We start from the raw sequence: 25515 nt of genomic DNA on the forward strand, positions 1-25515 counted from the left end.
CGGAAGCGCGCGGCGCACCAGCCGCCGAAACAGTCCGAAACACCACGCAACATACAGAAACAGTGCGTCTCACAGCGTCACAATACGAGCCGTTGCGTTGACTCTGCCACTGTTATGCTTCGGGAGTATGAACACTATGATTTCGGGATCCGGATCAGACGTGCTCTTCTTGCACGGCGGCGGAGTCTCAGGCTGGATGTGGCGCCCTGTCCTCGCACAGCTCGCGGGCGATGTCCGCGCAATTGTGCCGGACCTTCCCGGGCACGGCACAAGCAGCTCGGTCGAGTACACCTCGCACGACGACGCCATCGAGAGGCTGGTCGCGCTCATTCGAGATCGTGCTCCGAACGGCGTGACAGTCGTTGGCTTCTCCCTGGGGGCCCAGCTCGCCATCCGACTCGCCGCGGAATACCCAGACCTCATTCGCGCTGCACTCATCATCAGCGGGGAGACTGTCCCGGCCCCTGCGCAGGGGGCGACCCTCACCCTCCTTCGAGCTTCCGCCCCGCTCGCCAGGCGCGAGTGGTTCGCTCGCCTCCAAGCGAAGCAGCTCGGTGTTCCAGACGCGCTGCTGCACGACTTTGTCAGGGACAGCCGCGCGATGACCACTGACACACTCATCGCGAGCGTCAAGGAGAACATCGGGTTCACGCTACCTGACGGCTGGCGCCGGTTCCCTGGACCGGCGACAATCGCCGTCGGCGCCGGTGAGCGGGGACTCATGCGAAAGTCAGCGGGCCTCACTCACGAAGCACTCCCCCACAGCGCGTTCGTAACTATCAAAGATGCCGCGCACGACGCGCCCCTCACCCAGCCCGACGTCGTCGCGCGCGAGGTTCGCGGGCTGCTCACTCAGCTTGACGCGAAGCGAACCGAATCAGACGCGTCGTGAGCGGGATGGATCGCGCCACGCACGTCTTCTTCGACTTCTTCGGCACGCTCGTGGCCTACGACCCGGCGGTGCACCCCGCGAGCCGGAATGCGCCGCACGAGTTTGCAGTCCGGACGGGCGCCGACCTCGACGCGAGCACCGCAAGCCGACTGTGGGACCGCGCGTGGCGCGAGCTCGACGACGCTGCCCGCGCGTCGGGCCGAGAGTGCTCGATGTATGAGATTGCATGCCGCTACGCCGAACTCACACTTCCGACAGTCGGGTTGCCGAGCGCAGGCGAACTCGGGCGTCTCGTCGACGAGTATCTCGCGGCCTGGTCTGCGGATATCCGGCTCGCGGACTCAGCCGCAGAGTGTCTCACGGACCTCGCGCGTGACCACACGCTTGCCGTGGTGAGTAATACGCACCACCCGACGCTTGTGCAGCAGCAGCTCGACAGGTTCGACATCGCCAGGTATTTCTCGGATGTCGTGACCTCGATCGAAGTCGGGTGGCGCAAGCCGCACTCCCTGATCTACAAGCGCGCGCTTGAGCGCTGCGGAGGCGTTGCCGAGCAGACAGTCTTCGTCGGAGATACCTGGGACGCGGATGTTCAGGGGCCCCTAACTGCAGGGATGCGTGCGCTCTACGTCGGTCGGCCGGGCCCCGGCCGCGACGCTGTGACGCTCGCAGAGATTCCAGAGCTCGTGCGCACCGCGACTGCGCGGCTCACGTAGGCTGGGGCGATGACTCACACACGGCACGCAGGCGGCACCCACACGATTCGACTCAGGGCGTTCCGAGAGTCGGATACCGAGGCTGCTGTCGAGCTGTGGGAAGCGTGCGGGCTCACTCGCCCGTGGAACGATCCGCGGGCGGATATTGCACGAAGCCTCTCAGCACAGCCCGAGCTTTTCCTTGTCGCGGAGTGCGAACCCGCGGCAACGGCAGGCCCTGGCGCAGGTTCAAGTGCAGGTGCAGGTATCTGCGACGGCACCACACTCGTCGGAACCGTGATGGCTGGGTTTGACGGCCATCGCGGCTGGATGTACTACCTCGCGACCGCGCAGGCGCTACGCGGATCCGGCATCGGCCGTGCGCTCGTCGCGGAGGTCGAGCGACGGCTTGAGGCGCTCGGCTGCCCGAAGGCGCAGCTGATGGTGCGCTCCGAGAACTCCGCGGCGGTCGGGTTTTACACTGCGCTCGGGTACGAGGCGAACGACGTGATCGTCCTCGGGAAACGACTGATCAACGACGCACCGTAGGCCGCGCGAGGGCTCCGGCCCGTTCCCCCCTGCAGCGACCGACCGCTACATCAGGCCCAGGCCTCAGGCGCGCACAACAGGCCCGGCACCCCGCACCCTCCGTCGGCAGGACCAGGCGCCCGCACTGTCTGGCTCCTCTGCCTCCAACGTGCGTGCACACCGCCTGTGATCCGCCTCATCAATGCCAGATTCACGCACCAGCGCGATTGGAAACGCCGATCCCATATGTATGGGTGAAGTCCAGAGCATCCAGCACGTCCAGCGCGTCCAGCCCAGATCTCTCGCTTCGACAGAATCCACAAGAACTATTGCGCAATACTCGTTGCGCGATATGCTCGATGAATGGCCACCGAACCAAACCTCCACCGCGCGTCGCACATGCGCGCACTCGCGCACCCGACAAGGCTCCGACTGCTCGCACTCCTCCGCGAGCACGGTCCCCAGACAGCTGCACACCTTGCCAACTTCGTCGACGAGGCTCCGGGTTCGCTCAGCTACCACCTGCGAACGCTCGCAACAGCAGGGTTCGTTGAGGAAGCCGCGGGGCCCGGCACCGATCGCCGCCAGCGCTGGTGGCGCGCCGTCCACGAGACGACCGTGTGGGACACAGCCGAGTTCGCGCGCGACCCCGAACGGCTCACAGCGCAGCGCGAAATGTTCAGGTCCCTCGGCCAGGCCTATGCCACGCGCCTCACTGACTACATTGATGCCGCTGCGGAACTCGCACCCGAATGGCTCGAAGCCGGGTTTACAACGGACCGAAGCCTCCGCCTCACTCCCGCCCAGCTGGCCGAGCTCGGTGCCGAAGTTGAGGCGTTGCAGGAGCGCTGGCTCGCCGCGAGCGAGCACAATGCCGAAAACGTAGATGCCGCCCCCGTGTTCTTCCTCGCGCAGGGATACAAGCAACCGTGACCAGCCGGCCGCATGGCGCCACCCTGCCGCTTCAGGCTTTGCTTGCCAGCCATGCGCTCTCGCGGACGGGTAACGTCGTCACCGTCTTCGCAGTTCCCTTCGCGATCTTGGGGGCTGGCGGGAGTGCGCTGCAGGTCGGGCTCGCGGCGGCGGCAACCACAGCGCCGGTCGTCATCGGCGGAACGTTCGGCGGAGCGATCATCGACAGGATCGGCCACGTGCGCTCCGCCGCACTCGCAGACATCATCAGCGGCGCGACACTTGCGCTCATCCCACTCCTCGCTGCGGCAGGCGTACTCCCGCTTCCGGCACTTGTTGCACTCGTCTTCCTTGGTGGACTCTTCGACTCCCCCGGCGAAACGGCGAGACGGGTGCTCCTGCCAACTGTGTCCGAACAAGCCAGCCTTCCAATCGAACGCTCCATCGGGTTTCTCGACGGCACAAGTCGCCTGTCATCATTGCTCGGGGCGCCACTCGCGGGGGTCCTCGTCGCGGCGATAGGCCCCTACCCTGCGCTGTACGTCACAGCGGCGGCGTTCGCCGCCTCAGCGATCCTGACTGCGGCCCTCGTTCGCGTCCCGGCTGCCAGCCCGCCGGAACCAAGCACGCACAGCTACTGGCACGACCTGCGCGACGGCCTCCGCTTTGTCACCCGCGACCCGCTGCTCGTGCGGATCGTCGCACTCGTGCTTCTCACGAACGCCCTCGACACCGCGCGATCGGGAACGCTGATGCCCCTGTACGCTGCGGAAGAGCTCGGAGGGGCCGCCCCGCTCGGGCTCGTCATTGGGGCGTTCGGCGCGGCCGCGCTCGCCGGCACTGTCACCTTCGGCTTTGTCGCTCACAGGCTGCCCCGCCGGGTTCCATTCGCAATCTGTTTCACAGTCGCCGGCGCCTTCGCGCTCGCCCCGGCACTGGGGTTTCAACTCCCGGCGATGGTCGCGACAGCCATCGTCTGCGGGCTCGCTGCCGGCGCGATCAACCCGATCCTTGGCGCCGCACAGTTTGAACGAATCCCAACCGAGCTGCGCGGCCGCGTGCTCGGACTCGTCACCGCCGGGGCGTGGGCTGGCATGCCAGTCGGCAGCCTGCTCGGCGGCCTCGGCGCCGAGCTCATCGGCGTGCGGGCGAGCCTCGGAGTGATCGGGGTGATCTATGTTGCCGCAACGCTCACTCCGTTCTTCGACAGGAGCTGGCGCCTGATGGAGCGAGGAGCGAACTAGGCGAACGAGGCAGGCTCGACTGGCTGTCGCAGCAGCGTCCGCATCCGCTCGGGTGCAACCTTGCGGGGGTCGCTGAAGTAGATCTCGTGATGGATGCCGCGCATCACAAACCCCCGCGCAGGGATAACGTCATCATGCATTTCAGCAAGCACAGGTGCTTCATCATCGTACGAGCCGACGTGGAGCGTCTGTACACAGGTGCCCTCACTGAGCGTCTCAAATCGCACGTCCGCCAGACGCTCAGGGGCGTCCTTTTCGTCAACGAGCGCAACAGCGTTCTGAAACGCAGCACGGTCGAGCCACTCTGGAACCATGAGCATCATGGTCCAGTCCCATTGCGACTTGTCGCGGCCGACAGTGAACGATTCCATGTCCGCGGCCCACCAGAGCCCCTCGAGCGGCGGCACAACATAGTCTCGAGCGAGCTCCCGCTTGCTCGAGAACTTCATCTTGTACGCGACGGGGTAGAGCGCTGCGAGCGCTGCCACATACTCGGGGCTCACGTTCGGGTCACCGTGCCCGTCGATCATCAGATACTGCATATCGGGCACATCGAGCGTGCGAAACTCGCCGCGCTTGGCTTGGTAGCTGTCGAGCGACTTCTTGAGGTCGACCTTCGCAGCGGGGGCCGCTTCTCGCGATGTCTTGCCACTGTCTGCCACGGAATCCTCCGACCGCATCTCCCAGGCCCGCACAACGGGCCGACGCTCGCGTCGCGTGCGCTGCCGCAAGCCTACTGCCGCGGGCCCGGCGGGCACGACTACCTGGTGTCGATACACTGCATGCGATGACAACTCCCCCAGACCAGCGCTCGCTCAGGTTGCAGCCAGCATCGCCGCTTGCGGCAACGCTGCCGACAACGCTCGCGCGTTTTCATGCAGAGCGGGCCGAGTCCGCCGACGAAGACGTGCACATGGTCGCGGCTGTTGTCGACCATGTCGTCGAGCACTGCACGGAGCCTGGCGACCTCGTCGTTGACCCGTTCGCAGGATTTGGCACAACACTCGCGCGTGCTGCGGCACTCGGCAGGCGCGCGTTCGGTATTGAACTCCTTCCTGAACGCGTTGAACATGTACGCCGCACGGTTCCCCCGGCCATCGTCGTCGAGGGAGACGCCCGTGAACTCCTCCGCCTCGCCCGCGCAACAGACCGCACCGTTGCAGACGGCGCGGCCCAACTGGTACTCACGTCGCCCCCGTACATGACCGCAAACGACCACGAGGCTGACCCGCTCACCGCATACGAGCGCGATGGCGGGGACTACGAGCGGTACTTGGCCGAACTCGGACTCGTCGCCGCACAGTGCGCGAGGCTCACGGCCCCGGGCGGGTACGTCGTGTGGAACGTCGCAGACATCAGTCACAATGGCCACACAACACGGCTCATCTCGGACTGCACTCGCGTGCTCGCGTCGCATCTTGAGTTCGTCGGGAGGACCGAGATCGTTTGGGACGTGCATCCACATGACATCGTGGCCGACGCGCTGCTTGTCTTCAGCCGCCCGGGGACCCCCGCCTCGGCCTGAGAGCTGCGCGAGCTCGCCGAAACCTGCTGCCGAGGGCTCGGCGCCTCGTCTGCCAACCAAGCGGTCAGGCAGTCAGGGAGTCAGTCGGCGGTCAGCTCGCCGCGCCCTCAGTCGGCCAGCGTGCAGTGCGTGCCGTCGACGATGAGCCGCGTAGTCGGGTTGAGCTCGTCGATTGGCGATGCGACAGCGCACACACCGACAGCCTCGATCTCGACGTTTCCGAATGGCACGGAGTCAAGCGCGATAGTCATGCCTGTGCTCATGTGCAGGGACTTGAAGCTTTTACCCTCGCCGACCCGCACTTGCACCTCAAGCTCCTCGCCAGCGATGTCGTCGGGCAGTTGACGGATCTCGATTGTTGCCGTGCCAACCGAGGCCGAGGCGCAACCGGCGAGCGCGAGGCACGCACTTCCCATGACTAACGTGAGAAGCGTGGCGGCGTGCAGTCGGGCATGCATGAACCAAGTATGGCAGCCGAGTTACCTCGGTTCGAAACCGTGCTCGCCAATTCCTGCGACATAAGCGGCCTGTGCCACATGCTCGAGCGCGTCTGCAGACATACTCACGAGTCGCACGCCGAGTGTCACCGGCGGGTCCCACTGATCGTCGACGATGCGAGACAGGTCTGCCTCCGAGAGCGTTTCAATGAACGAAACCTGGGCATCGATGACGGCGGTGAGGTGTTCCAGCAGTAGGCCTGGATCGTCCACGATAATCGCTCGCGCCTGCTTCGGTGTGTGCCCGTACCCAATGTCTTCCGGAGCAACGTCGAGCCCAAAGCGTACAGCGAACCCTGCCGCAGACCAGACGGGTTCGCCCCCAGAGAGCGCAGCCAGCTGAACGTCGATTTCGCGCGCGGCGTGCCATAGGAGCCAAGCGACCGAGTTGTCGTGGTGCGGGTGGGAATTGAGCAGTTGTGGGGTGAGTTGTTCGCGGAGCATCTCCGCTGAGTCCCCTGGCCGACGGGCAATGTCTGTGAGAATCGCGATTGAGTCCATGCGCCAACGATACGACCATGCGCCGACATTGCGCCACGAGGGATCCAAGGTTCAGAAAGGAGCCGTAGACGACTCGAGTTCTGGTTGCGGCCGCGATCTAGGAGTGTCCGAATACTCCACCGATCCCCGAGCACACAATCGCGATCACACGGCCAGCCCGCGCGAACTCACGTCACTCCGCGTCAGCCACAATTCGCGTCGCGGTTCCGCTCACCCGGATTCCTCCGTGACCGCTCGCGTCAACGTCGAGGAGGCATGGCTGGCCCATGTCTTCGCCCTGCAACACCCTGAACTTTCCGCCATCCGGGAGGAGGCCGTTTGTGCGCAGAAAACCGCCGAGCGCGGCGGCAGCTGCGCCCGTGGCAGGATCCTCGACGACTCCGCCGATTGGAAACGCGTTTCGCGAGTGGATAAGGTCTGCGCGCTCGCGGGTGAGCAGGCTCACGGTGCCCCAGCCTTCCCGCTGCATGAGCGTGGTGAGGGCAGCGAAGTCATACTCGAGCTCGGCGAGCCGCTCGCGTGTCACCGCCCACAGGATCGGGTGCCAGAGCCCGCCGAACGCAAGGCCAATTGGGAGATCAGGATCGAGGTCTTCAGCTTCCCAGTCGAGCGCCGCGAGAAGTTCGGCGAGCGGCCCCGCCGGAAGCTCCGCCGTCTTTGGGGAGACTGTGGTGAGGGTTGCGCGGTATCGTTCCCCGACAGAGGCAACGCTCACGCGGATTTCGCCGACGTTTGAGTGGAGCACCAGCTCACCGGCGCCGAGTTCGGCGTCAGCAAGCGCAACAGCCGCCGCCACAGTCGCGTGTCCGCAGAAGTCGACTTCCGCTTGGGGACTAAAGTAGCGAACCCGGTAGTCGCGGCTGCCGATCGCCTCAAGGAACGCAGTCTCTGAGTATCCGATCTCGGCGGCGATCCGGAGCATCTCGGCGGCGCTCATGGCGGCTGCGTCGAGCACGACGCCTGCCGGGTTGCCCCCGCCTGATTCTGTCGGGAACGCTGCATAGCGGAGCGCCGAGCTTGTATCAGGGCTGAGCGCCAGTCCGGCGTGGCCTGAGCGCGACTCTGTCATGCCGGAATCATAGCCCACGCACTGGCGACAGCGACACCGTTCCGGGCAACGCAGGACACCGGCGAAACACAGATGGGGCCCGGCCGAAGCCGAACCCCATCTGCTGGAAATTTGAGCGTCTCTGCCGTGGGCGTGTGCCCGGGAGACGAGTTAGAACTGGTTCATCGTGTTGTCTTTACCACCTGCCTTCAACGCTGCGTCGCCTGCGAAGTACTCCTTGTGGTTGTCACCGATGTCGCTGCCAGCCATGTTCTGGTGCTTCACAGTTGCGATGCCCTGACGGATCTCTTCGCGCTGTACATCGCGAACGTAGGTGAGCATGCCCTCGTCGCCGAAGTAGCCCTTGGCGAGGCTGTCTGTCGACAGAGCCGCCGTGTGGTACGTCGGGAGCGTGATGAGGTGGTGGAAGATACCGGCGCGGGCCGAGCCGTCCTTCTGGAAGGTCCGGATCTTCTCGTCAGCGAGCGTTGCAAGCTCGGTGCCGTCGTACTCGACTGCCATGAGCTTGTCGCGATCGTAAGCTGAAACGTCCTTGCCCTCTGCTGCGAGCTGATCAAAAGCCTGCTGACGGAAGTTGAGCGTCCAGTTGAACGAGGGGCTGTTGTTGTAAACAAGCTTCGCGTTCGGGATGACCTCGCGGATGCGATCGACCATGCCCGCGATCTGCTCAACGTGCGGCTTCTCGGTCTCGATCCAGAGCAGATCGGCGCCGTTCTGCAACGAGGTGATGCAGTCAAGCACGCAACGGTCCTCGCCGGTTCCCGCACGGAACTGGTAGAGGTTCGAAGCGAGACGCTTCGGGCGCAGCAGCTTACCGTCGCGCTTGATAACGACGTCACCGTTGCCGAGCTGATCTTCCGAGATCTCCTCGACATCGAGGAACGAGTTGTACTGGTCGCCAAGGTCGCCTGGCGTATTAGTCACGGCGAGCTTCTGCGTGAGGCCGGCACCGAGCGAGTCTGTACGGGCGACGATCACGCCGTTGTCAATGCCGAGCTCGAGGAACGCGTACCGGACAGCGTTGATCTTCGCCAGGAAGTCCTCGTGCGGCACGGTGACCTTGCCGTCCTGGTGGCCACACTGCTTCTCATCGGAAACCTGGTTCTCGATCTGAATCGCGCAGGCACCTGCCTCGATCATCTTCTTCGCAAGCAGGTAGGTCGCCTCAGGGTTACCAAAGCCAGCGTCGATGTCGGCGATGATCGGCACGACGTGGGTCTCGAAGTTATCGATCTGCGACTGCACAAACTCGACTGCAGTCTCGTCGCCCGCGGCGCGAGCATCGTCGAGCTGCGTGAAGAGCAGGTCGAGTTCGCGGGCGTCAGCCTGACGGAGGAAGGTGTAGAGCTCTTCGATGAGCGCGGGAACCGATGTCTTCTCGTGCATCGACTGATCAGGCAGCGGTCCGAACTCAGAACGGAGGGCAGCGACCATCCAGCCCGAGAGGTACAGGTAACGCTTGTTGGTGGTCTTCAGGTGCTTCTTGATGGAGATCAACTTCTGCTGCCCGATGAAGCCGTGCCACACGCCGAGCGACTGGGTGTACACCGAAGAATCCGCATCGTACTCGCCCATGTCCTTGCGCATGATGTCGGCTGTGTACTGCGCAATCTCGAGACCGGTCTTGAACCGGTTCTGGGCACGCATTCGAGCAACGTACTCGGGATTGATCTGCTCCCAGCCAGCGCCGTGCTCAGCCTTGAGTGCCTCTACTGCCTCGAGGTCGTCTGTGAATGCAGTCATCGTGACTCCTTTGTAGTGATTGCCAGTTTGTAGTGTTTGCCAGATCTGCGGTGATTGCCAGATCACTTTCGCGGTGATCTTTCCGGGCTAGTTCTTACTCTGCCGCCCCGCAAGACCCTGAGATGCACAATTCACGGGTGAAATTTGCCGGTAATTCTGCTTGCCAGAAGAATCCAGGCTTGGCGGGGTACTGTTCCTCGGGTTTCGAGACGTCGAAGCTCCGTCTGCGGCCGCCACCCGGCACCTCAAACTTCATACAATGGCCACATGGCGAGCGAGACACGGGCAACTCAGACGAGACGACGCGGACCACTCGCGCTGTTCGCAGCCTGGTGCGTTCACGACATCGAAGAGGCGCTGACATTCCCCTCGACTTTCGACGCTCTGGCAGGGCGCACCGGAGTCGAGCGGCTGCGCATCTCCAAGGGCCAGTCGTGGGGCGCGGTTGGGCTCATGGGCGTACTCGTCGCGTTCGCGTGCTGGCGTGGCGCGCTCAGCGACGGCCGGTCCCAGCTCTACCGGGCAACCGTGGCGGGGCTCGAATCGCACGTGAGTACACACCTCGCCGCCTCGCTTGTCCAGCGTCGCTACACAGCTGGAGTCGCAACCGCGGTGCCTGTCATGTTGCCCGGAGCTCTCGCGGCGCGCAGTGAACTCAGGCGCGCCGGTAGGCCGCTACGCGCCGGCGACTACGCCCGTGGGGCGGCGCTACTCCTACCCGCGGCCCTAGCCAGCCAGGTTGTGGCACGTATGTTTCCTAGCCGGCAAAACCGACGGTAACCCTGCCGGCGACAGAAGCCATCGTGCACCACGGCCGCACGGCCCCACGGGCGCAAGCCGGGCGAGGCAAGCTGCTCACGTTCGTGTCCGCGGGAGGCTCACTCTCTGCATCGGCGGTGCACTGTAGCGCGACTCGCCAAGGGTGCTCCTTCTCCTTGCTCGGCGTGTGAGCCGAGATCACACTCGACCCACACACCCCGAACGCTACTCTTGCCCGCGCACCCAACTCCGTCGGGCGCGGACTACAGCGATGACCCCGAGACCGAGAAGCAGCACGGCAGCAAGCGCAACCGGCGCGAGTGGCGCCCCACCCGTCGTCTCGATCACTGGCGGAGTCGGCTTGTTCGGGTCAACAGTTGGCGGCACAACGGCAGTCTTCCAGGCCGCCACCAGCGTCAGATCGGTGGTGACCGGGGAGCTGAAGTCGTAGACAGCTCCATTCAGCGTCCACCCGGTGAAGGTGTAGCCGTCACGTACTGGGTCTGCGGGCTTCGCCACCGCCTTCCCGTCGGCCACTGTGACCGTCGTTGAGGCTTGCCCGTTGTCGGGGTCGAATGTCACCGTGTGATTCTTCGCTCCAACAGGCTCCCACGACGCAAGCAGCGTTGTGTCTGCTGTCACGGGCGTCGCGAAGTCGTACGGTTCGCCGTTCAGCGTCCAGCCGGCGAATGTGTGTCCCTCGCGCACAGGGTCGCTCGGTTGCGCGACGAGTTCGCCGTCGACAACAGTCACGGTGGAGACTTCGTCACCGTTATCGGGATCGAAAGTCACGACGTGCGTCACGGCGGGCACTTCCTCCCAAGCTGCAACGAGCGTGATGTCAGCTGTCACCGCCTTACTGAACTCGTATGGTTCACCGTCGAGCGTCCACCCAGTGAAGGCAAACCCATCCTTGACGGGGTCAGCTGGCTTCGCGACCGAGCCGCCGTCGACGACACTCTCCGTAGATGTCGCCTCGCCATTGTCTGGATCAAATGTCACTGTGTGAGTGACAACCGGGATCTCTTCCCACTGCGCAACGAGAGTAATGTCTGAGGTGACAGGGCTATCGAAGTCGTAGTCGACGTCTTGCAGGGTCCAGCCGATAAAGGTGAAGCCCTCACGAGTCGGATCGGCAGGCTGCGCCACAGGGTCGCCGTCAGCGACCTGAATTTCGGTCGGGTCCGAGCCGTTCTGCGGATCAAACGTCACCGTGTGGGTAACGACGGCCACCTCCTCCCAACCCGCCACCAACGTGATGTCAGCGGTGACTGGGCTGTCGAAGTCGTATGCTGCCCCTGCAAGCGTCCACCCAGTGAACGTGAAGCCTTCCCGAGTCGGGTCGGCGGGCTTGGTCACGGCTTCACCGTCTGTGACGGCTTCGGTGAATGACGCCTCTCCGTTTTGCGGGTCGAATGTGACTGTGTGCTCGACGACAGGCACCTCTTCCCACACCGCGATGAGTGTCAGATCGGAGGTCACCGCCGCCGCGAAGTCGTACTCGTCTCCATCGAGAGTCCAGCCAGCGAAGGTGAAGCCCTCACGTACAGGCTCGGCTGGCTCGGCGACTGTATCTCCGTGTGCGACGGTTTCAGAGAATGAGGCCTCGCCGTTGCCAGGCTCGAAGGTCACCGTGTATTCAACGTCAGCGAACTGCGCGTAGACGGTTTGGCCGGCTACAGCGACTGGCGCGGTCACCTGAGTTCCCCCTGTCGGGCTCTCGAACCAGCCGATAAAGGATTTGCCTGCCGGCGGGGTCGGGTTAGTTGCTGGCAGCGGCACTGAGGCGCCCGGTGACGCGACCTCAAACCAGCCATTGGAGGCGGTTGCGTCGCTAATGAAGCTCCCCTGCTCGCCTGGCAAGGCGGGCGTCAGTCCCGTCCACGAGCCCCCGTTCTCGGCTGCGTCGAATCGTACGTAGTCCATCGTGTACGCGCCCGCATCCTGTGGGCCGGTTGGACGGTAGGCGACGCCGCGCTCATCTGCGTCAAGCCCAGTGTCGCCAGTCACGATGCGAGACGCAGTGGGCGTTGCGTCGGTCACAGGCGGCACGATCGCAAGGGTTGGGATCGCTCGGCTTTCTGCCCCAGAACGCGCGTCGCCCGCGATCACTGTGGTGCCGTTGGCAGCCGGCTCAGGAGTGACTGTCCCAAAGATCCCCTTCGCGTACGCCTCCTCTTCGCCTGCAGGGACGCTGCAGGCGACACCGCCGGAGCAGGTCAGGGATGTTCCGAGCATGCCTGCCACCGAATTCGACCGAGTGAAGACGTTGTCTGCGAGCGCCCCGGCGGGCCGCTGAAATCCACCAGAGTTGAACGTCGTGTGGACACCGAAGTCGACGCCGCCGCGCCCCTGATCCTTCGTGTTGCCAAAGAACGTGTTGTTCGAAATATCGACCTCGACGCGCAGCGAGACCTGGATGGCACCGCCAGTGTCAGCAGTCTCGCCGCCAGACACGTTGTTCGCAAACGTGGAGTTCTTGACTGTCAGTTTCGTGAGAAACGGTGGAGTTGAGGAAGCGTTCTGCCCCTCGACAAAAATGGCCGCCCCATCGTCCTGCGCAGTGTTGCCGATAAACGAGCTGTTTGTCACCGTCAGCGACCCGTTGTGCGTCTGGTTGGGGTTCATGACGGAGACAGCGCCACCGTCGGCGTTCGCCGGGGTCGAGGACGAGGCCGTGCTGTTGCCCTCGAAGAGGTCATTGTGCAGTGTCAACTGCACGTACGAATTGTGCAGCGAAATGGCCCCGCCGCGGGGCTGCGCTCCCCCTTCACGGAATTCGTTGTCGCGAAAGAGCGAGTTCTGGATCAGGACGGCGCCGCGCGAGTCGGCTCTGAAGCTCATCGCGCCGCCCGAGTAACCAGCGCCGTTGGTTCCGACGTTCTCAAGCACACTGATTCGATTCATCGTGGTTTGAGCGTCTGCATTGTTGCGACCGAACGACAGCGCCGCGCCCGTACTTGCCGAGTTTCTCGCTATCGTCATGTCTTCGAGTAGCAGCTGCCCCGATCCGGATCCGCCGAGCACGACTGCGCTCGCGCCGAGGTCAGCGACTGTGATGCCGCTGAGCTCGACTGCGGCGCTGTCATTCTGAGTGACCTGGAGACCGCCGTTGGTCCCGTCAGCCCGAGGCGCGAGTTCAAGGTTTCGCAATGCAACGGAGCCGGCCCCGCCCACGGTGAGCTGAATGTGGCGGCCCACTGCTGGAGCGCTCAGAGAGTGATTGGTGCCGTCGATTTCGATTGCTATACCCGCACTATTTGTCAGAGACAGCGTGCCGGGGAGCTCATCGGGGAATGCAGCGCTCAGCTCGATCGCGGTATCGACGGAGGCGTCATTGAACGCGTCACGTAATTCGTCAGCTGTGTCGACCGAGACAGACTCGGCCGCATGTGCCGGGGCGGTGAGCAGCAGTGAGCCGAACACCATCGCCGCAACCGTCGAGAGGGCAGCCAGAGGCCGCAGCCGCGGCCGCGAGGGGCGATGGATTGCAGAATGACGTGTGTGTCGCACCATATTTGCAACCCTAAGAGTTCTCTGTCTAAAGTCAATGCACAGCGCAGAATCCTCACAATTGCAGCCAATCTGATGCTGCAATAGCGAAATCAAGTGCAGCTTGGCTGCACACATGCATATCATTCGTGCACAAAGCAGTTTGTCCTGGCCTCGCTGTCTCTCGTTGCCCAGCATCACCTGCTCTCAGACGAGGCACCTCGTGCCCGAGGCCTGCCCGCAGTGCAACTCATACCGGTATGACCCGAATCGCAGAGCGATCAGTCTTGGACAGACTGGTCGCCCGCGGCGACGATTGAACTTCATCCAGGGCAACGTCGCCTTCTCCCCCACACAGGCGTGCGGCACAGGCCAGACGCTCCCGTCGGCACGGCTGCCTTGAGCGCCGCCTCAGGCTTCTTACGCCCACGGCCCGCCACGTCATGCAGCCCACGAACAGACGCTTCGAGAACGGAGAACCGACATGACTCACGTAGCAGCACGCACGAGAGCACTTCGTGCAGCCGCCCTATGCTCCGCGGCTGGGCTTGCCCTCTCTCTGAGCGCCTGCGACTCGTCGATCGCAGACGAAGCGGGAGAAACGTACACCATCCGGCTCGCAGATTATATGCCCCCCACTCACTTCCTCGCGACTGATCTCATTGTGCCGTGGCAGGAGGAGGTTACCGAGCGAACGGGTGGGCGGGTGACATTTGACTACTATCCGGGCGGTCAGCTCGTTGAGACCTCAGAGCTCTACGCGGCGGTGCAGGGAGGGGTTGTCGACGCTGCCATCTTCCCTCCCACTGTCGCCGCACCCGTTGACCTGCCACTCTCTGGCGTCGTCGCGCTCCCGGGCATCCAAGCTCCGGCGGGGCTGCCCGAGGCATCAGCTGCGTACACGGGGCTCCTGCTTGGTTCACTTGCCGAACTGGAGTGGGAACCCAAGGGAGTGACGCCGATGTTGGGGCTCATCGTGGGCCAGAACCAGCTAGTCAACCGTGGTGCACCTGTGAGGGGCATCGATGATTGGCGCGGCCTGACTGTGCGTGGCTCGGGTGGAATGCTCGATATTGTCATCGTCGAGGCAGGTGGCGCCGCGGCGACTCTGGCCACGACCGAAATCTACGAGGCGCTCCAGCGGCGCACGATCGACACGTCGATCACGTCAGGCGAGACCGCCGCTCAGTACAAGCTTGAGGAAGTCGCTGAGTCAATTTCCGTGAACTCGCAGCTTGGCCTCGCCGCGGTCACACTCGCAATGTCGACGGCCACGTGGGACGGCTTTCCGCCAGACATCCAGCACGCAATCAGGGAGGCGTCTGCCGCCGCGCTTGAGCGCTTCGGCGAGGCGACGGCTGGTCTTTTCGATTCCATCAGGGAGCAACTCGGGGATCAGGTCGACTTCTACACGTTGACTGCTGAGGATGTCGAATCGCTCCACCCAGCCGTGACGGCGGCCCAGGCAGCGTGGATCTCGGAGCATGAGGCTCAGGGGCTTCCCGCCCAGGAAGTGTTCGACGAGTGGGTGCGGGCGGCGCGCGCTGCGGCGGGCGAGTAAGTTGCGCCCGCGGCCCGCTAGTTTCCGGCTTGGAGCGGCCCGGCAGTCGCAGGAGGCGGACCGATTTCGTCGACGTGGTGTCCGGTGCAGGCGTCGTTCGTTGTTCGCGCGCTGAGTACCCTGGACGTTCGAAACCAGCGGATTGCGCCGCGAAGCCGGCACCACCCGATCAGGTACCAGTGCCCACCTGTCGCCGCGAAAATCATGGGTTCGACATCGCGAGTGGTCTCCTCACCCTCCGCCGAGACGTATCTGATGCGCACGACCCGCTGGTCAGCGAGGCCCTGTTCCAAGGCAGAGCGAACGGTCCGGGGACCCGCTGCCTCGTTGTCTACCCAGATGCGTTGAGCGAGCTCGCCGGCGTGCACTCGGGTGGCAGGGTCGAGCACGTCGAGAATCTTCCGCACTCCGGCCGCCGCGAGGTCGGCAAACGGCGCATCCGCCGCTGCGGTCACCGCGGCGAGCAACGCAACGGCCTGCGCAGGGCTCAGGGTGATTGGCGGCAGGTTTCCCTGCACAAGCATTCCGTAGCCTCCACCGGGGCCAGGCCTCGCCCACACAGGTAGTCCGCTGTTCTCGAGCGCGTCGATGTCTCGCTTCACCGTGCGCAGCGACACGCCGAACTGCGCGGCCAGGCCGGCAGCGGTCACCCCTCGGGTTCCGCTCCGACGCAGCGCCTCAGACAGTGCGTGCAGCCGCTCCGAACGTTTCATCAAGCCCCCTTCAAGAGGTGTGTGGTGAAATCATGACAGAAATAGTGCCATCAAGTTGTCCGCCACCCGCGGGAAGATACGTTCATGACTTCACACGCACCCCACTCAGCATTCGTTCTCGTCCCCGGGCATTGGCTCGGCGCCTGGGCATGGGACGAGGTTGTCGCGCACCTGCAGGAAGCAGGTCACCGCGCCACCGCACTCACGCTGCCAGGCCGGGATCCAGCGGATCCGGATCGCGAACTGCGTAACCTCACCGACCAGGCGCGCGCGATTGAAGCCGCGATTCGCGAGCACCGCGGCGACGTCGTCCTCGTGGCACACAGCGGCGCGAACGGCCCGGTGACGGCGGTGCTCGACAGCTCCCCCGACATCGTCGCGCGCGTCGTGTGGGTCGACAGCGGGCCAGTCGGAGACGCCACTGCGTTCGCACCAGACTTCCCAGAGGACACAGCGAGCACAGCGGGCACAGCGAGCACAGCGGGCGAAGACGGTGCAGAGCACACAGACGCACTGCCACTGCCCGATTTCGCCGCGCTCGGGAAACAGGCGAGCCTTGCGGAGCTCAGCGAGGCATCCCTCGAGGAGTTCCGAGCGCGGGCCCTGCCAGAGCCGGCGGGCGTGCTCCGCGAGCGGGTGGCGCTTCGAAACAACGCACGCTACAACGTGCCAACGACGTTCGTGTGCTGTTCGCTCTCAAGTGCAGACGTAGCGGCCCTCGGCGCTGCGGGTCACCCCATGTTCGCAGAGGTGCCGCGATTCACGGACGTCACCTATGTCGACCTCCCGACAGGCCACTGGCCGATGTGGAGTCGACCGCGCGAGCTTGCATCGATCCTGATGGCCACGCTCGACCGATAGCCACCCACCGGAGCGCCGCACGCCATTGGCGAGCGCTGGCAGGCCGGGCGCCGCGGCGTGCAGGGCGAGCCCAAGCCGCGAACCATCGATGCGCTATACAGTGACCCCTGGCTGCGACTCCCGGCCACCTACCAGAGCCTCGCTCAGGAGGGCTCGGTGCGTGAGGTGCGGATGATGCCCGGCTCCGGGAATCGCGACGACGCCGATATTCGGGCGCGATGCAAGCTCGGCAACCAGCGCCGAGTCGAGCGGATCCTGTGCCCCGGTGATGATCGTGACCGGGCCTTCGAAACGTGCGAGGGCTACGCGAAGCTCGGCCCGCCACCGCAGCGATGCAGTCTGCCGCAGTTGCGCTGCGACGCGGCGAGAAGCCCCTCGGCGCAGGTCACTCACGCTGGATTCGAGCGCGTCGGCCTCCGCGTCCGTACCCGTCAGCAGCCGCGAGAGTCCGGTCCCGTTGAGCCCACGCATATAGGCGGCAATGAGCGGCCGCGGGAGATGCCTCGTGACTGAGCGCGACTGCAGAAAGAACGGAGATACGAGAGTCAGTGCGCTCACGCGCCCCGGGAACCTGTCCGCTGCAGTGACTGCGGCCGCGGCGCCGAGGGAGTGCCCGACGAGATGGACCGGGCTGGTCGGCAGAACCTCGGGAAGCCACCGCCCCCAGTCGGTGATGCCCGTTGCCCCGCTCAGCCCCAGCCCGGGAAGGTCAACAACCCGAGCGTCAATATCGCTCGCTACGTCGGCCCAGGTGTCTGCGTTGATCGGCAGTCCTGGCAGGATCAGACCCGACGCGTCGCCCGCACCAAGCGTGAATGTCCGAATGCCGCCCGCTTCCACGTAGCGACGATCATCGCCGGGCTGTGCCCCGAAACGATGCGCGGCAAGATAGTCGGCCCACCGTTCAAGCGAGACCCTGACGTCTGGCTGCAGTAGCCCGTGTCGCGCTGCAAGCTCGTTCGCGGCGTCGGTCGGATACCTGTCAGCGGACATGAACGTCAGCGTCTCGGGGTCGGCTTTGGTGATCCGCTGTGGCAGGCGTTTGATGACTGCGACGGGCACACGCACCCGCGGCACGGGCGCGCCGAGGTGCCTTCCGACGTGCGCAAGCATGTCGCCGAGCGGCGGCGTGCGGTCATCGAGCACCCAATATGCACGACCTGCTGCACCAGGATCGGTCGCGGCACGCTCCATGAATGCCGCAAAGTAGTCGACCGTGACGACGGGCAGGAAGACGTCGTCGCCGCCCGGGAGCGCGGCTGTCTCCCCGCGGTAGAGCTGCCCGACTGTTGTCGCAAGCCCAATGAGCTGGTCGGACTCGCCAGTGACGCTATCGCCGATCACGCTCGACGGGTTCACGACTGTCCAAGCCAGGCCGAGCTCGGTCGCCCGCGCTTGGAACACCGCGTCAGACTCCATCTTTGAGCCCTCGTAGGCGCCCGCTTCCCCGTACACCGCCGAGCGATGCGTATCGCTCCAGGGCACCAAGGACGGATCCTGTCCACCGACCCTGTAACCAGAGATGTGGAGCAGTCGCCCGAGTCTGGGAAGCTGCGACGCAAACTCAACCACCCGCTCGACGATCCCAACGTTTGCGTCCCGCGCCTCGTCGACAGACATCCCGAAGCGGTACAGTCCCGCACAATTGTGGATCTCGGTGACTGAGGCGAAGGCCGTTGGACCGCCAGCCAAGATCTCGGGCGCCGCGAAATCGACAACGGCTGTCTGTACCGATCCGAGGCCACCGTGCTCGCGTACCCACTGCACAACCTTCGCTCCGGACTCCTCTGACCGGACTGCCACGGTGACGTCTGCGCCGGCCCCGAGAAGCTTGAGCACCAGGTGCCTGCCGACAAGCCCGGACGCCCCGAACACAAGCGCGTGACGCGAATCCCCACCCGATGCGATCTCGCCCTCGGCCGTCAGGCCCCGGTTCCCACTCTCCCCCATCACGCGACGCTTCCGTGAGCGAGGCGAATCGCGATCAGCTCTGCCATTGCGTCAGCTGTCGCTTCAAGCGGCTGCGTGCTGCGCATCGCGCGAGACACAATCACCGAACCCTCAATCGCCGAGACGACTGCGGTTGCGAGGGACGCCGCGTCTGCGGCAGCGAGCCCCTCGGCTTCGAGCAGTCGCGCTGCCGGCGTAACCCAGGCGCGAAACGCCTGCTCACAGGCGCCGCGCAGGCGCTCACTTTCGGCCCCCATCTCGAGCGTGACAACAGACACCGGACAGCCCAGGCGGTAGTCGCTCTCGCCCACGATTGCCGCCACGGCCGCGATCACCGCCCGTACCGCGGCTGCCGCGCCACCCTCGCTGGCTGCTGCCTCGAGCACGAGAGTCTCGAACTGTTCCTGGGCAAGTTCGATGGCGGCGACACCAAGCCCTTCTTTCCCGTCTGGGAAGTGGAAGTACATTGAGCCCTTCGGCGCGTTCGCATGTTCGGTGACTGCGGCGAGTCCCGTTCCGCTGTACCCGTTCGACTGAATGAGTTCGAGCATGGCCGCCGCGAGGCGTGCCCGTGTCTGCGCACCCTTGGTGAGCGCGCCTGATGTCTGTGACCGCATACAGCAAGAATAGACCGGTCTACATATTTTGCGCAAGCCCGGGCTTTCCCCGCGATACCCAGCACTCATCGCCGGCACTCAGCGCCCAGCACCGACACTCAGCGCCCAACCCCCAGCCTGCGCGACCACCGCGATGTCGGTCGCACCACAATGGGCAAGGCCCGCCAGCCGAGGCCCTCAAGTGGCGCTGCAGTGGCGCTTCAGTCGCGCTTCAGTCGCGCTTCAGCTGAGTAGCGTGAACGCGGCCGACTGGGCCACCTGAGTGCGCACCGCCTGCGCGTTGAGCTCGTCGCACCAGTTCGGGTACACCCGAAATCCGCGCTTGCCGGGACTCCTATCAGTGCGCGTCACGCCCAAGTCCGTTAGGTGAGCAGGCGTGAACCTGAACACCCCAAAGCGCGTCCCATCGCGCACGAACACGAGCAGACCGTCGTGCACCTCGTCGGCCACAAACGGCCTCGTCACCCCGTCATCATCGCGCCGCCAGACGGCGACGAACGCCCCAGGCTTCGTAGGGGTGACCCGCGCCGTGCGAATCCGCCAGGTTTCTGCCCCGATGGCGACGAGGCCAGCCTCGTAGTCGGTGTTTTGTTCCTCAGCCCGCGGCGGCCCGAGCCGCTCGCCTGCGGCAGCGGGGAGGAGCTCGAAGTCGCGAAACGCAGTGAATGGCACATGTTCACCGTATCGCCCCACCTGCGCCGCCCCGCGAGCGATGGGCTAGCCGATCGCGTCCTCAAGTAACGTGAGCGGCCGCTTCCGAGTACCCGTGATCTCAACAACGCGTGCGCCCCGGTGAGATCCGGATCCTCCGCGAGTTCGAGAAGCGACACATCCATTGCCTGTTGCAGTTCGGGACCCTCGTCGGCGCCAATCCGGATCCCTGCCGCGGCGCTCAGCTGGAGCAGCACGAGCAGGTCTACGGCGAGCATCGCGCGCTGGGTTAGCGCCCAGCCTTCCTCCCACAGTGCGGGTGGCGTCTCGCCTCGCCCAAGTTCTTCGATGGCCTGAAGGTAGGCAAGGAAATCGAGCGACCCGCGCTCGGCAATCAAGTTACCAGCATGCGCATCCAACAGTCGTGCCGCAGCGAGCCGCAACTGCCAAGCAAACACTTCAGCCCCCGGCGCGGCCTCCGCGCCATCGAGGTACTCGTACGGGTCTGGCAGCGTCTCCCAGCCACTACGCGACGAAGCAAAGTCTGCAAGCAACGTGCTCTTTCCCGTCCCGTGGGTGCCAGAGATCACAACACGCAATGCGGCCTCCTCACCCCTCCAGACACCGGGAATGCTACCCCGAGGCGCAGGCGCGCACTACGCGGGGGCGGACAGAGACGCAGCGGCACGCAGAGGCAGGCTCAGCGGCACGCAGAGGCAGGCTCAGCGCCGAGTTACTTTCTCCGCTGGCAGCGCGGGCAGTAGTGGCTCGACCGCCCACCAAACGGAACCCGCTTGATCGCCGTGCCGCAGCGCGGGCAGGCCTCTCCCCCGCGCCCGTATGCATTGAGCGAGTGCGCAAAGTAACCCGCCTACCGCAGTTTCTAACGTTCATGTCCGCTATAGTCCGAGTATGACCGTTGCAGCTGTGTACCTCCGCGTCTCCAAGTCCGATGGGACCGACGACGAGTCTTTGAGTTTGGAGACCCAGCGGAGGCGGATCAGGGGCATGTGCACTGCGCGCGACTGGGAGTACGGCCCCGAGTACATCGACGAGGGAGTCTCCGCCACGAAGGCGCGCGACGGCAGCACCGAGTGGGCGCGGATGCTCTCACACCTCGACACCGGCAAGTTCGATGTCATTGCCGCCCGTGATCTCGACCGCCTGCTGCGCACGCTGCAGGACCTCGTGAAGCTGATCGACCTGGGCGCGAAGATCGCCACGGCCGACGGAGAGATCGACCTGACCTCGGCTGACGGCGAGTTCCGCGCGACGATGCTCGCGGCGGTCGCCCGGTTCGAGATACGCCGGAAGTCCGAGCGCGCCATCGGCGCGAACGAAACCCGGCGCAAGAAGGGCGTTCCGATCATGCGAGGCCGCATCCTCGGCTATGACGACGACGGCGTGACTCAGATCGACGACGAGGCAGCGGCGGTGAAGAAGGCGTTCGAAGACTTCCTTGCCGGAGTGAAGATCACGCACATCGCCCGCGATCTGACGGCGCAGGGGTTCACCACGACGAGGGGTCGCGAGTGGTCGAACGAGAACATCCGTTCGCTGCTGAGCAACACGCGTTACAAGGGCGTCATCACGAAGTGGGAGCCCGATTCCGAGAAGCGGAAAGTCTCGAAGATGTCGGCCGAGGAGTATCCCGGCGCGTTCGAGGCCATCGTGTCCGCCGATGTCTTCGACGCGGTGCAGGCGAAGCTGCACGCGCCTGAACGCCGCCGGAGCTGGGGCACCGAGCCGCGATACTTGCTGACCGGTCTCGCGCTGTGCGGCAGGTGTGACGACGGCCGGACGAAGGTGTACACCAACTACTACCAGCGCTCCCCCAGCACACTCAAGAACGGCGAGCGCCGCGAGTACGCACCGAAGCGTCTGTACGCCTGCCTCGCGCACAAACACCTCTCCCGCAACGCGGGGCCGGTGGAGGAGTTCGTCGAGGCTGCACTGCTGGAACGACTTATGCAGGACGACGCCCGAGATCTCTTCGCGCCGCCAGAGGAGCGAGGCATCGACCGTGACGCGCTGCGGATCGAGAGGATCGCGGCGCAGGAGCGCTTCAAGGGCCTGGCCAAACTGTACGCCGACGGCGTTCTCGACGCCGAGGCCGTGCGCGAGCAGTCCGCACGGCTCCAGGGCCGCCTGAACGAGCTCGACGGACTACTTGCCCCTGCGCCGTCGAACCCGGGCTTGCAGGTCGTGGATGCCCCCGATGTCGTGGCCGCATGGGGAGCGCTCGACATCCCGCGCCGTCGGCTGATCTTGGCCGAGGTGATGACGGTGACGCTGCTCCCATCCCGACGCGGCGCAAAGGGATTCGATCCGAGCCTCGTGAAGATCGAGATGAAAGGCTCGCAGACAAACCTGGACGCGATCGGATAGAATAGGCGGAGTAACAGAATAGAAATTGGCAGGGTGTCGTCCAGCCGGGGTTCGCAACTCGGTATCTTCGCCCATGACCGGATCGGCTCGCGGGCCGCTCAGTGCTCCGGGGAGATACGCACCTCGGGGACACCACATCATTCACACGTCCGGGATATCCGTCCCCCGGGCGGCTGAAGTCAGGACGGCGAACTTCTTCGGAAGGACGCCATCATGGCTACCCCTGTTTCTGACTTCACCATCCCACTGGCCGAGGCTTCGGCCAGCAGCGGCTACTCCGAGCGGCATCTGCGCCGCCTCGTAGAGACGAGCCGCCTCCCGGCCGCCAAGTTGCGCGGCAAGCTGCTGTTCGCGCCCGAGGATATCCGCGCGCTCACCGTGCCCCAGCCGGTCGAGCCCGACGCCGACAGGATCATCGCCGATCTCGTCGCCAACGCCCCGCGCTTCTCCGAGGCCCAGCGCTCTCGCATCGCCGCCGTGCTCGCCTCCGCTGACTCCGAGGAGGTGTCGGCATGAGCGCCGCCGAAAACCCCATCTCGGGAGATTCCGAAAAGGGGTCAGTCGATCGAGTCGTTTTAGTCGTTTCGCCGTCTGAAGCCTCCGAAAAACCGCATGATTCTGCGGCTGGGGCGGGGGACACTGGGCTTGTGTCCCCCGCCAGTAGCGCGAGTCGTTCCAGTCGTTTTTCGGGGGTGCAGCAGTCGTTTTCCGACTCCGAAGCACCTTCTGCGTCTTCGGATGACGACTCCGTGGCCCCTGTCTCGGGGAGCGAGCCGGAATCGCTGCGCCTGCTCGCTCTCGTCGGCACCGATGACGACCCCTACAAGGAGGGCGGCGATTGGCACTACGCGACAGACATGGGCGGTCGCGTGTTCTTCGTGACCCAGAACGAGACCTACACCAGTGGACGCCAGCTCATTTCGGAGTCGAAGATCGCTCAGGCGGTCGGCGCGAAGGGCATGACGCGCTGGGCGTGGATCAAGCATGACAAGGATGAGATCGGCACTGACGAAGTGAAGAAGAACCCGGCGCTGGTGCTGGGCGATCCGAAGGCCGATCACTTCCACATCGCCGTTGAGCGGAAGTCCTTTGCGAATCTCGACGTGATCGCCCGTGCTTTCGGCGTGCCGCCGAGCCAGGTCGAGGTGAAGCCGCAGAGCGCATTCCTCGATCTCGTCGAGTACCTGACGCACGAGCACCCGAACCAGGTCGCCAAGGGCAAGCACGTCTATGCCGACGACGAGGTGCACTCGAACATCGCCGACTGGCGGAGCGAGTTGGACGATCATAAGCTCGCCCGCTCGTTCAAGGCTGGTCAGCGTAAGAACACGAAGAAGCTCGAAGAGCTGATGCTCGCGGTCATGCACGGCGCGAAGTCGCTGCGCCAGGTGCGCGAGGAGGAGCCGGTGATCTACGGCCGGAACATCGACAGCTTCAAGAAGTGGCGCGCCGACTTCCTGCTGAGCCAGGAGCCGCCGCGCATGCGCACGAACCACTACATCGGCGGCAAGGTGGGCGAGATCGACCTCGGGCGCACGGGCAAGACCCAGCTCGCCCGCTTGCTCGCGCGGGCGCTGTATCCGCATCTGGATGCCGCCGAGTGCTACCACGAGGCCAAGGACAAGCGCGTGCCGCTGCAGAACTACCGCGGTCAGCCGGTCATCATCTGGGACGACTACGGCCCCGTAGACCTCATGGACGCGCTCGGTGGCCGCACGGGCGTCTGGCAGGTATTCGACGACCACCCCGGCAGCGATGACGTGAACATCAAGTACGGTTCCGTCCGGCTGGTGCACGAGGTGAACATCATCACCCGGGTCACGCCCTACCGGGAGTACCTGGACGGCTTGGCTGGTGAGTACACCGACCGCAGCGGCGTCTTCCATGCCGTCGAGGACAAGCGGCAGTCCTACGGCAGATTCCCGTTCGTCCACGAGGTCACCGCCGACGAGATCGGCGTCTACGTGAATCAGGGCTTCATCAGCGACACCCGGGAGTTCTACGAGTTCCAGAAGCTCGCCACGATGCGGGCCAGCATGGCGCAGATCGGCGCTGCTCTCGACCGTATCGAGAGCGACGAGGATCGCGAGGCCGCGCGCATCGAGATCGGCGACCGCCTGCTCGCGCCGGTGCTCCAGCAGCATCACGCGCTTCAGCCTGCCGCTGACCTCAGCAAGGAGGATGCCCTCGCGCTGGTCATGCCTGGGCTCGAAGTCCTCACCGGAGACGACCTCGCGGCGCACGAGACCGAGGTCGCTGTCGGTGCCGCCGAGCTCGCGGCAGCCGAGCGCACCGAGCGTGAGCTCGACCGGATCGCCCTGGCCGAAGCGCGCCAGCTCTGCAAGACGTTCTGCGGGCTCGACGGCAAGCCGCATGCCCCGTGGGGCGACCCTTGCCCGTACGGCGCGTGACCAGACCCCCGGCTCGCCGTCGGCGGGCCGATCCACAACAACGAGAGGAGCCACGCCGTGGCATCGAAAACCAGCAAGGATCTGTACGCCGAGGCCGCCTCGGTGCAGCAGGCCGCCAAGCTCGCAGAGGCTCGCGAGTATGAGGCCTTCGGGCGTGAGATCGCGAAGCGTTTCGCGCCCGGCGTGAAGGGTGCGACCGACGCTATTGCGGCGTCGCGGATCGCCCTGGACGGGGTGACCGTCCCCGACGATTCGGAGGAGACCGTCTCGAGCGATTCGCACGAGACGGTCTCCCCGGATTCGGACGACGAGACCGACGCCCGCGCGTCGTACGAGTCGGACGGCTGGGGTCGGCAGTGATGCTGCCGACCCACACGGAGAGCCCCCGACAGTCACCAGGCTGTCGGGGTGCTCGACGTGCCGAGCACGCCGCAGCGGGGAGCCCAGTGGGCCGCCCGCGTAGGGGTGCGTCGAGGCCCGCCAGGGCCGAGGAGCCCGCCGCAGGC

At 65.0% G+C, this 25515-nt stretch carries 23 protein-coding genes and 2 pseudogenes; 13 read left to right on the forward strand and 12 right to left on the reverse strand.

Annotated features, from left to right (window positions below; translation table 11 throughout):
- Positions 1–127: 127 nt before the first annotated feature.
- From KI794_RS08910 to KI794_RS08930, 5 genes are all read left to right on the forward strand, one after another.
- Positions 128–892: an alpha/beta fold hydrolase gene (locus KI794_RS08910; RefSeq protein ID WP_162921254.1), complete on the forward strand. Its 765-nt coding sequence runs from the start codon at positions 128–130 to the stop codon at positions 890–892.
- 5 nt (positions 893–897) lie between these two features.
- Complete coding sequence (locus KI794_RS08915; RefSeq protein ID WP_255809754.1) at positions 898–1608, forward strand: HAD family hydrolase; 711 nt, start codon at positions 898–900, stop codon at positions 1606–1608.
- 9 nt (positions 1609–1617) lie between these two features.
- Entirely contained in the window at positions 1618–2136 is a 519-nt protein-coding gene (locus KI794_RS08920) for a GNAT family acetyltransferase (RefSeq protein WP_119283972.1), read from the forward strand.
- Between the two features lie 342 nt (positions 2137–2478).
- Complete coding sequence (locus KI794_RS08925; RefSeq protein ID WP_255807823.1) at positions 2479–3048, forward strand: winged helix-turn-helix domain-containing protein; 570 nt, start codon at positions 2479–2481, stop codon at positions 3046–3048.
- The gene (locus tag KI794_RS08930) at positions 3045–4271 is read left to right on the forward strand and encodes an MFS transporter (RefSeq protein WP_255807824.1); all 1227 of its coding nucleotides are present in this window, start codon (positions 3045–3047) and stop codon (positions 4269–4271) included. The genes KI794_RS08925 and KI794_RS08930 overlap by 4 nt, the downstream gene beginning before the upstream one ends.
- Here KI794_RS08930 and KI794_RS08935 read toward each other — a convergent pair.
- Entirely contained in the window at positions 4268–4933 is a 666-nt protein-coding gene (locus tag KI794_RS08935; protein ID WP_255807825.1) for a GyrI-like domain-containing protein, read from the reverse strand. The genes KI794_RS08930 and KI794_RS08935 overlap by 4 nt on opposite strands.
- Before the next feature lie 125 nt (positions 4934–5058).
- Here KI794_RS08935 and KI794_RS08940 point away from each other — a divergent pair, with 125 nt between their 5' ends.
- Positions 5059–5796, forward strand: coding sequence for a DNA methyltransferase (locus KI794_RS08940; protein ID WP_119283976.1), 738 nt, complete (start codon positions 5059–5061; stop codon positions 5794–5796).
- 107 nt (positions 5797–5903) lie between these two features.
- Here KI794_RS08940 and KI794_RS08945 read toward each other — a convergent pair whose 3' ends face one another.
- The 4 genes from KI794_RS08945 to KI794_RS08960 all read right to left on the reverse strand — a co-directional run bounded on the left by KI794_RS08945 (position 5904) and on the right by KI794_RS08960 (position 9606).
- Positions 5904–6254: a hypothetical protein gene (locus KI794_RS08945; protein WP_255807826.1), complete on the reverse strand. Its 351-nt coding sequence runs from the start codon at positions 6252–6254 to the stop codon at positions 5904–5906.
- A gap of 21 nt (positions 6255–6275) precedes the next feature.
- Positions 6276–6794, reverse strand: coding sequence for a mycothiol transferase (locus KI794_RS08950; protein ID WP_255807827.1), 519 nt, complete (start codon positions 6792–6794; stop codon positions 6276–6278).
- A 172-nt stretch (positions 6795–6966) separates the two neighbouring features.
- A complete protein-coding gene (locus KI794_RS08955; protein ID WP_255807828.1) occupies positions 6967–7863 on the reverse strand; it encodes a PhzF family phenazine biosynthesis protein in 897 nt (298 codons plus the stop codon).
- A gap of 150 nt (positions 7864–8013) precedes the next feature.
- Positions 8014–9606: an isocitrate lyase gene (locus KI794_RS08960; RefSeq protein ID WP_255807830.1), complete on the reverse strand. Its 1593-nt coding sequence runs from the start codon at positions 9604–9606 to the stop codon at positions 8014–8016.
- A gap of 267 nt (positions 9607–9873) precedes the next feature.
- Here KI794_RS08960 and KI794_RS08965 point away from each other — a divergent pair, with 267 nt between their 5' ends.
- Complete coding sequence (locus KI794_RS08965) at positions 9874–10386, forward strand: HXXEE domain-containing protein (RefSeq protein WP_255807832.1); 513 nt, start codon at positions 9874–9876, stop codon at positions 10384–10386.
- Positions 10387–10590: 204 nt separating this feature from the next.
- On the opposite strand, the gene KI794_RS08970 is transcribed toward KI794_RS08965, so the two are convergent.
- On the reverse strand, positions 10591–13794 hold the full coding sequence (locus tag KI794_RS08970; protein WP_255807834.1) for an InlB B-repeat-containing protein: 3204 nt from the start codon (positions 13792–13794) through the stop codon (positions 10591–10593).
- Positions 13795–14485: 691 nt separating this feature from the next.
- Between KI794_RS08970 and dctP the strand changes: the two genes are divergently transcribed.
- Entirely contained in the window at positions 14486–15418 is a 933-nt protein-coding gene (gene dctP, locus KI794_RS08975; RefSeq protein ID WP_255807836.1) for a TRAP transporter substrate-binding protein DctP, read from the forward strand.
- 17 nt (positions 15419–15435) lie between these two features.
- Here the strand turns inward: dctP and KI794_RS08980 are convergent, their stop codons facing one another.
- Positions 15436–16131, reverse strand: a complete 696-nt coding sequence (locus KI794_RS08980; RefSeq protein ID WP_255807837.1) for a helix-turn-helix transcriptional regulator — start codon at positions 16129–16131, stop codon at positions 15436–15438.
- Positions 16132–16215: 84 nt separating this feature from the next.
- On the opposite strand from KI794_RS08980, the gene KI794_RS08985 reads away from it, so the two are divergent.
- Positions 16216–16992, forward strand: a complete 777-nt coding sequence (locus KI794_RS08985) for an alpha/beta fold hydrolase (protein ID WP_255807838.1) — start codon at positions 16216–16218, stop codon at positions 16990–16992.
- A gap of 93 nt (positions 16993–17085) precedes the next feature.
- On the opposite strand, the gene KI794_RS08990 is transcribed toward KI794_RS08985, so the two are convergent.
- The 5 genes and pseudogenes from KI794_RS08990 to KI794_RS09005 form a co-directional block, all read right to left on the reverse strand.
- Positions 17086–18942 (reverse strand): alpha/beta fold hydrolase, encoded by a 1857-nt coding sequence (locus tag KI794_RS08990; RefSeq protein WP_255807839.1) that lies wholly within the window; start codon positions 18940–18942, stop codon positions 17086–17088.
- Positions 18942–19559: a TetR/AcrR family transcriptional regulator gene (locus KI794_RS08995; RefSeq protein WP_255807840.1), complete on the reverse strand. Its 618-nt coding sequence runs from the start codon at positions 19557–19559 to the stop codon at positions 18942–18944. The genes KI794_RS08990 and KI794_RS08995 overlap by 1 nt, the downstream gene beginning before the upstream one ends.
- Before the next feature lie 222 nt (positions 19560–19781).
- The gene (locus tag KI794_RS09000; RefSeq protein WP_255807841.1) at positions 19782–20231 is read right to left on the reverse strand and encodes a MepB family protein; all 450 of its coding nucleotides are present in this window, start codon (positions 20229–20231) and stop codon (positions 19782–19784) included.
- Positions 20232–20563: 332 nt separating this feature from the next.
- Positions 20564–20800: pseudogene (locus KI794_RS16310) on the reverse strand (AAA family ATPase); the annotation flags it as partial.
- A 143-nt stretch (positions 20801–20943) separates the two neighbouring features.
- A pseudogene (locus KI794_RS09005) lies at positions 20944–21081 on the reverse strand (zinc finger domain-containing protein); the annotation flags it as partial.
- Between the two features lie 41 nt (positions 21082–21122).
- Here KI794_RS09005 and KI794_RS09010 point away from each other — a divergent pair.
- The 4 genes from KI794_RS09010 to KI794_RS09025 all read left to right on the forward strand — a co-directional run bounded on the left by KI794_RS09010 (position 21123) and on the right by KI794_RS09025 (position 25369).
- Positions 21123–22598, forward strand: a complete 1476-nt coding sequence (locus KI794_RS09010; protein ID WP_255807842.1) for a recombinase family protein — start codon at positions 21123–21125, stop codon at positions 22596–22598.
- 213 nt (positions 22599–22811) lie between these two features.
- Positions 22812–23114 (forward strand): helix-turn-helix domain-containing protein, encoded by a 303-nt coding sequence (locus KI794_RS09015; RefSeq protein WP_255807843.1) that lies wholly within the window; start codon positions 22812–22814, stop codon positions 23112–23114.
- Entirely contained in the window at positions 23111–25009 is a 1899-nt protein-coding gene (locus KI794_RS09020) for a hypothetical protein (RefSeq protein WP_255807844.1), read from the forward strand. Before KI794_RS09015 ends, KI794_RS09020 begins: the two co-directional genes overlap by 4 nt.
- Before the next feature lie 57 nt (positions 25010–25066).
- On the forward strand, positions 25067–25369 hold the full coding sequence (locus KI794_RS09025) for a hypothetical protein (protein ID WP_255807845.1): 303 nt from the start codon (positions 25067–25069) through the stop codon (positions 25367–25369).
- Positions 25370–25515: the final 146 nt, after the last annotated feature.

Source organism: Leucobacter aridicollis, assembly GCF_024399335.1.
In the GTDB taxonomy this organism is placed as follows: Bacteria; Actinomycetota; Actinomycetes; order Actinomycetales; family Microbacteriaceae; genus Leucobacter; species Leucobacter aridicollis_A.

What these genes read in the sequence shown, in the direction of transcription:
- KI794_RS08910 (WP_162921254.1), top strand. Translation starts at nt 128, where the DNA reads ATGAACACTATGATTTCGGGATCCGGATCAGACGTGCTCTTCTTGCAC.
- KI794_RS08915 (WP_255809754.1), top strand. Translation starts at nt 898, where the DNA reads ATGGATCGCGCCACGCACGTCTTCTTCGACTTCTTCGGCACGCTCGTG.
- KI794_RS08920 (WP_119283972.1), top strand. Translation starts at nt 1,618, where the DNA reads ATGACTCACACACGGCACGCAGGCGGCACCCACACGATTCGACTCAGG.
- KI794_RS08925 (WP_255807823.1), top strand. Translation starts at nt 2,479, where the DNA reads ATGGCCACCGAACCAAACCTCCACCGCGCGTCGCACATGCGCGCACTC.
- KI794_RS08940 (WP_119283976.1), top strand. Translation starts at nt 5,059, where the DNA reads ATGACAACTCCCCCAGACCAGCGCTCGCTCAGGTTGCAGCCAGCATCG.
- KI794_RS08945 (WP_255807826.1), bottom strand. Translation starts at nt 6,254, where the DNA reads ATGCATGCCCGACTGCACGCCGCCACGCTTCTCACGTTAGTCATGGGA.
- KI794_RS08950 (WP_255807827.1), bottom strand. Translation starts at nt 6,794, where the DNA reads ATGGACTCAATCGCGATTCTCACAGACATTGCCCGTCGGCCAGGGGAC.
- KI794_RS08955 (WP_255807828.1), bottom strand. Translation starts at nt 7,863, where the DNA reads ATGACAGAGTCGCGCTCAGGCCACGCCGGACTGGCGCTCAGCCCTGAT.
- KI794_RS08960 (WP_255807830.1), bottom strand. Translation starts at nt 9,606, where the DNA reads ATGACTGCATTCACAGACGACCTCGAGGCAGTAGAGGCACTCAAGGCT.
- KI794_RS08965 (WP_255807832.1), top strand. Translation starts at nt 9,874, where the DNA reads ATGGCGAGCGAGACACGGGCAACTCAGACGAGACGACGCGGACCACTC.
- KI794_RS08970 (WP_255807834.1), bottom strand. Translation starts at nt 13,794, where the DNA reads ATGGTGTTCGGCTCACTGCTGCTCACCGCCCCGGCACATGCGGCCGAG.
- dctP (WP_255807836.1), top strand. Translation starts at nt 14,486, where the DNA reads ATGCCCCCCACTCACTTCCTCGCGACTGATCTCATTGTGCCGTGGCAG.
- KI794_RS08980 (WP_255807837.1), bottom strand. Translation starts at nt 16,131, where the DNA reads ATGAAACGTTCGGAGCGGCTGCACGCACTGTCTGAGGCGCTGCGTCGG.
- KI794_RS08985 (WP_255807838.1), top strand. Translation starts at nt 16,216, where the DNA reads ATGACTTCACACGCACCCCACTCAGCATTCGTTCTCGTCCCCGGGCAT.
- KI794_RS08990 (WP_255807839.1), bottom strand. Translation starts at nt 18,942, where the DNA reads ATGGGGGAGAGTGGGAACCGGGGCCTGACGGCCGAGGGCGAGATCGCA.
- KI794_RS08995 (WP_255807840.1), bottom strand. Translation starts at nt 19,559, where the DNA reads ATGCGGTCACAGACATCAGGCGCGCTCACCAAGGGTGCGCAGACACGG.
- KI794_RS09010 (WP_255807842.1), top strand. Translation starts at nt 21,123, where the DNA reads ATGACCGTTGCAGCTGTGTACCTCCGCGTCTCCAAGTCCGATGGGACC.
- KI794_RS09015 (WP_255807843.1), top strand. Translation starts at nt 22,812, where the DNA reads ATGGCTACCCCTGTTTCTGACTTCACCATCCCACTGGCCGAGGCTTCG.
- KI794_RS09020 (WP_255807844.1), top strand. Translation starts at nt 23,111, where the DNA reads ATGAGCGCCGCCGAAAACCCCATCTCGGGAGATTCCGAAAAGGGGTCA.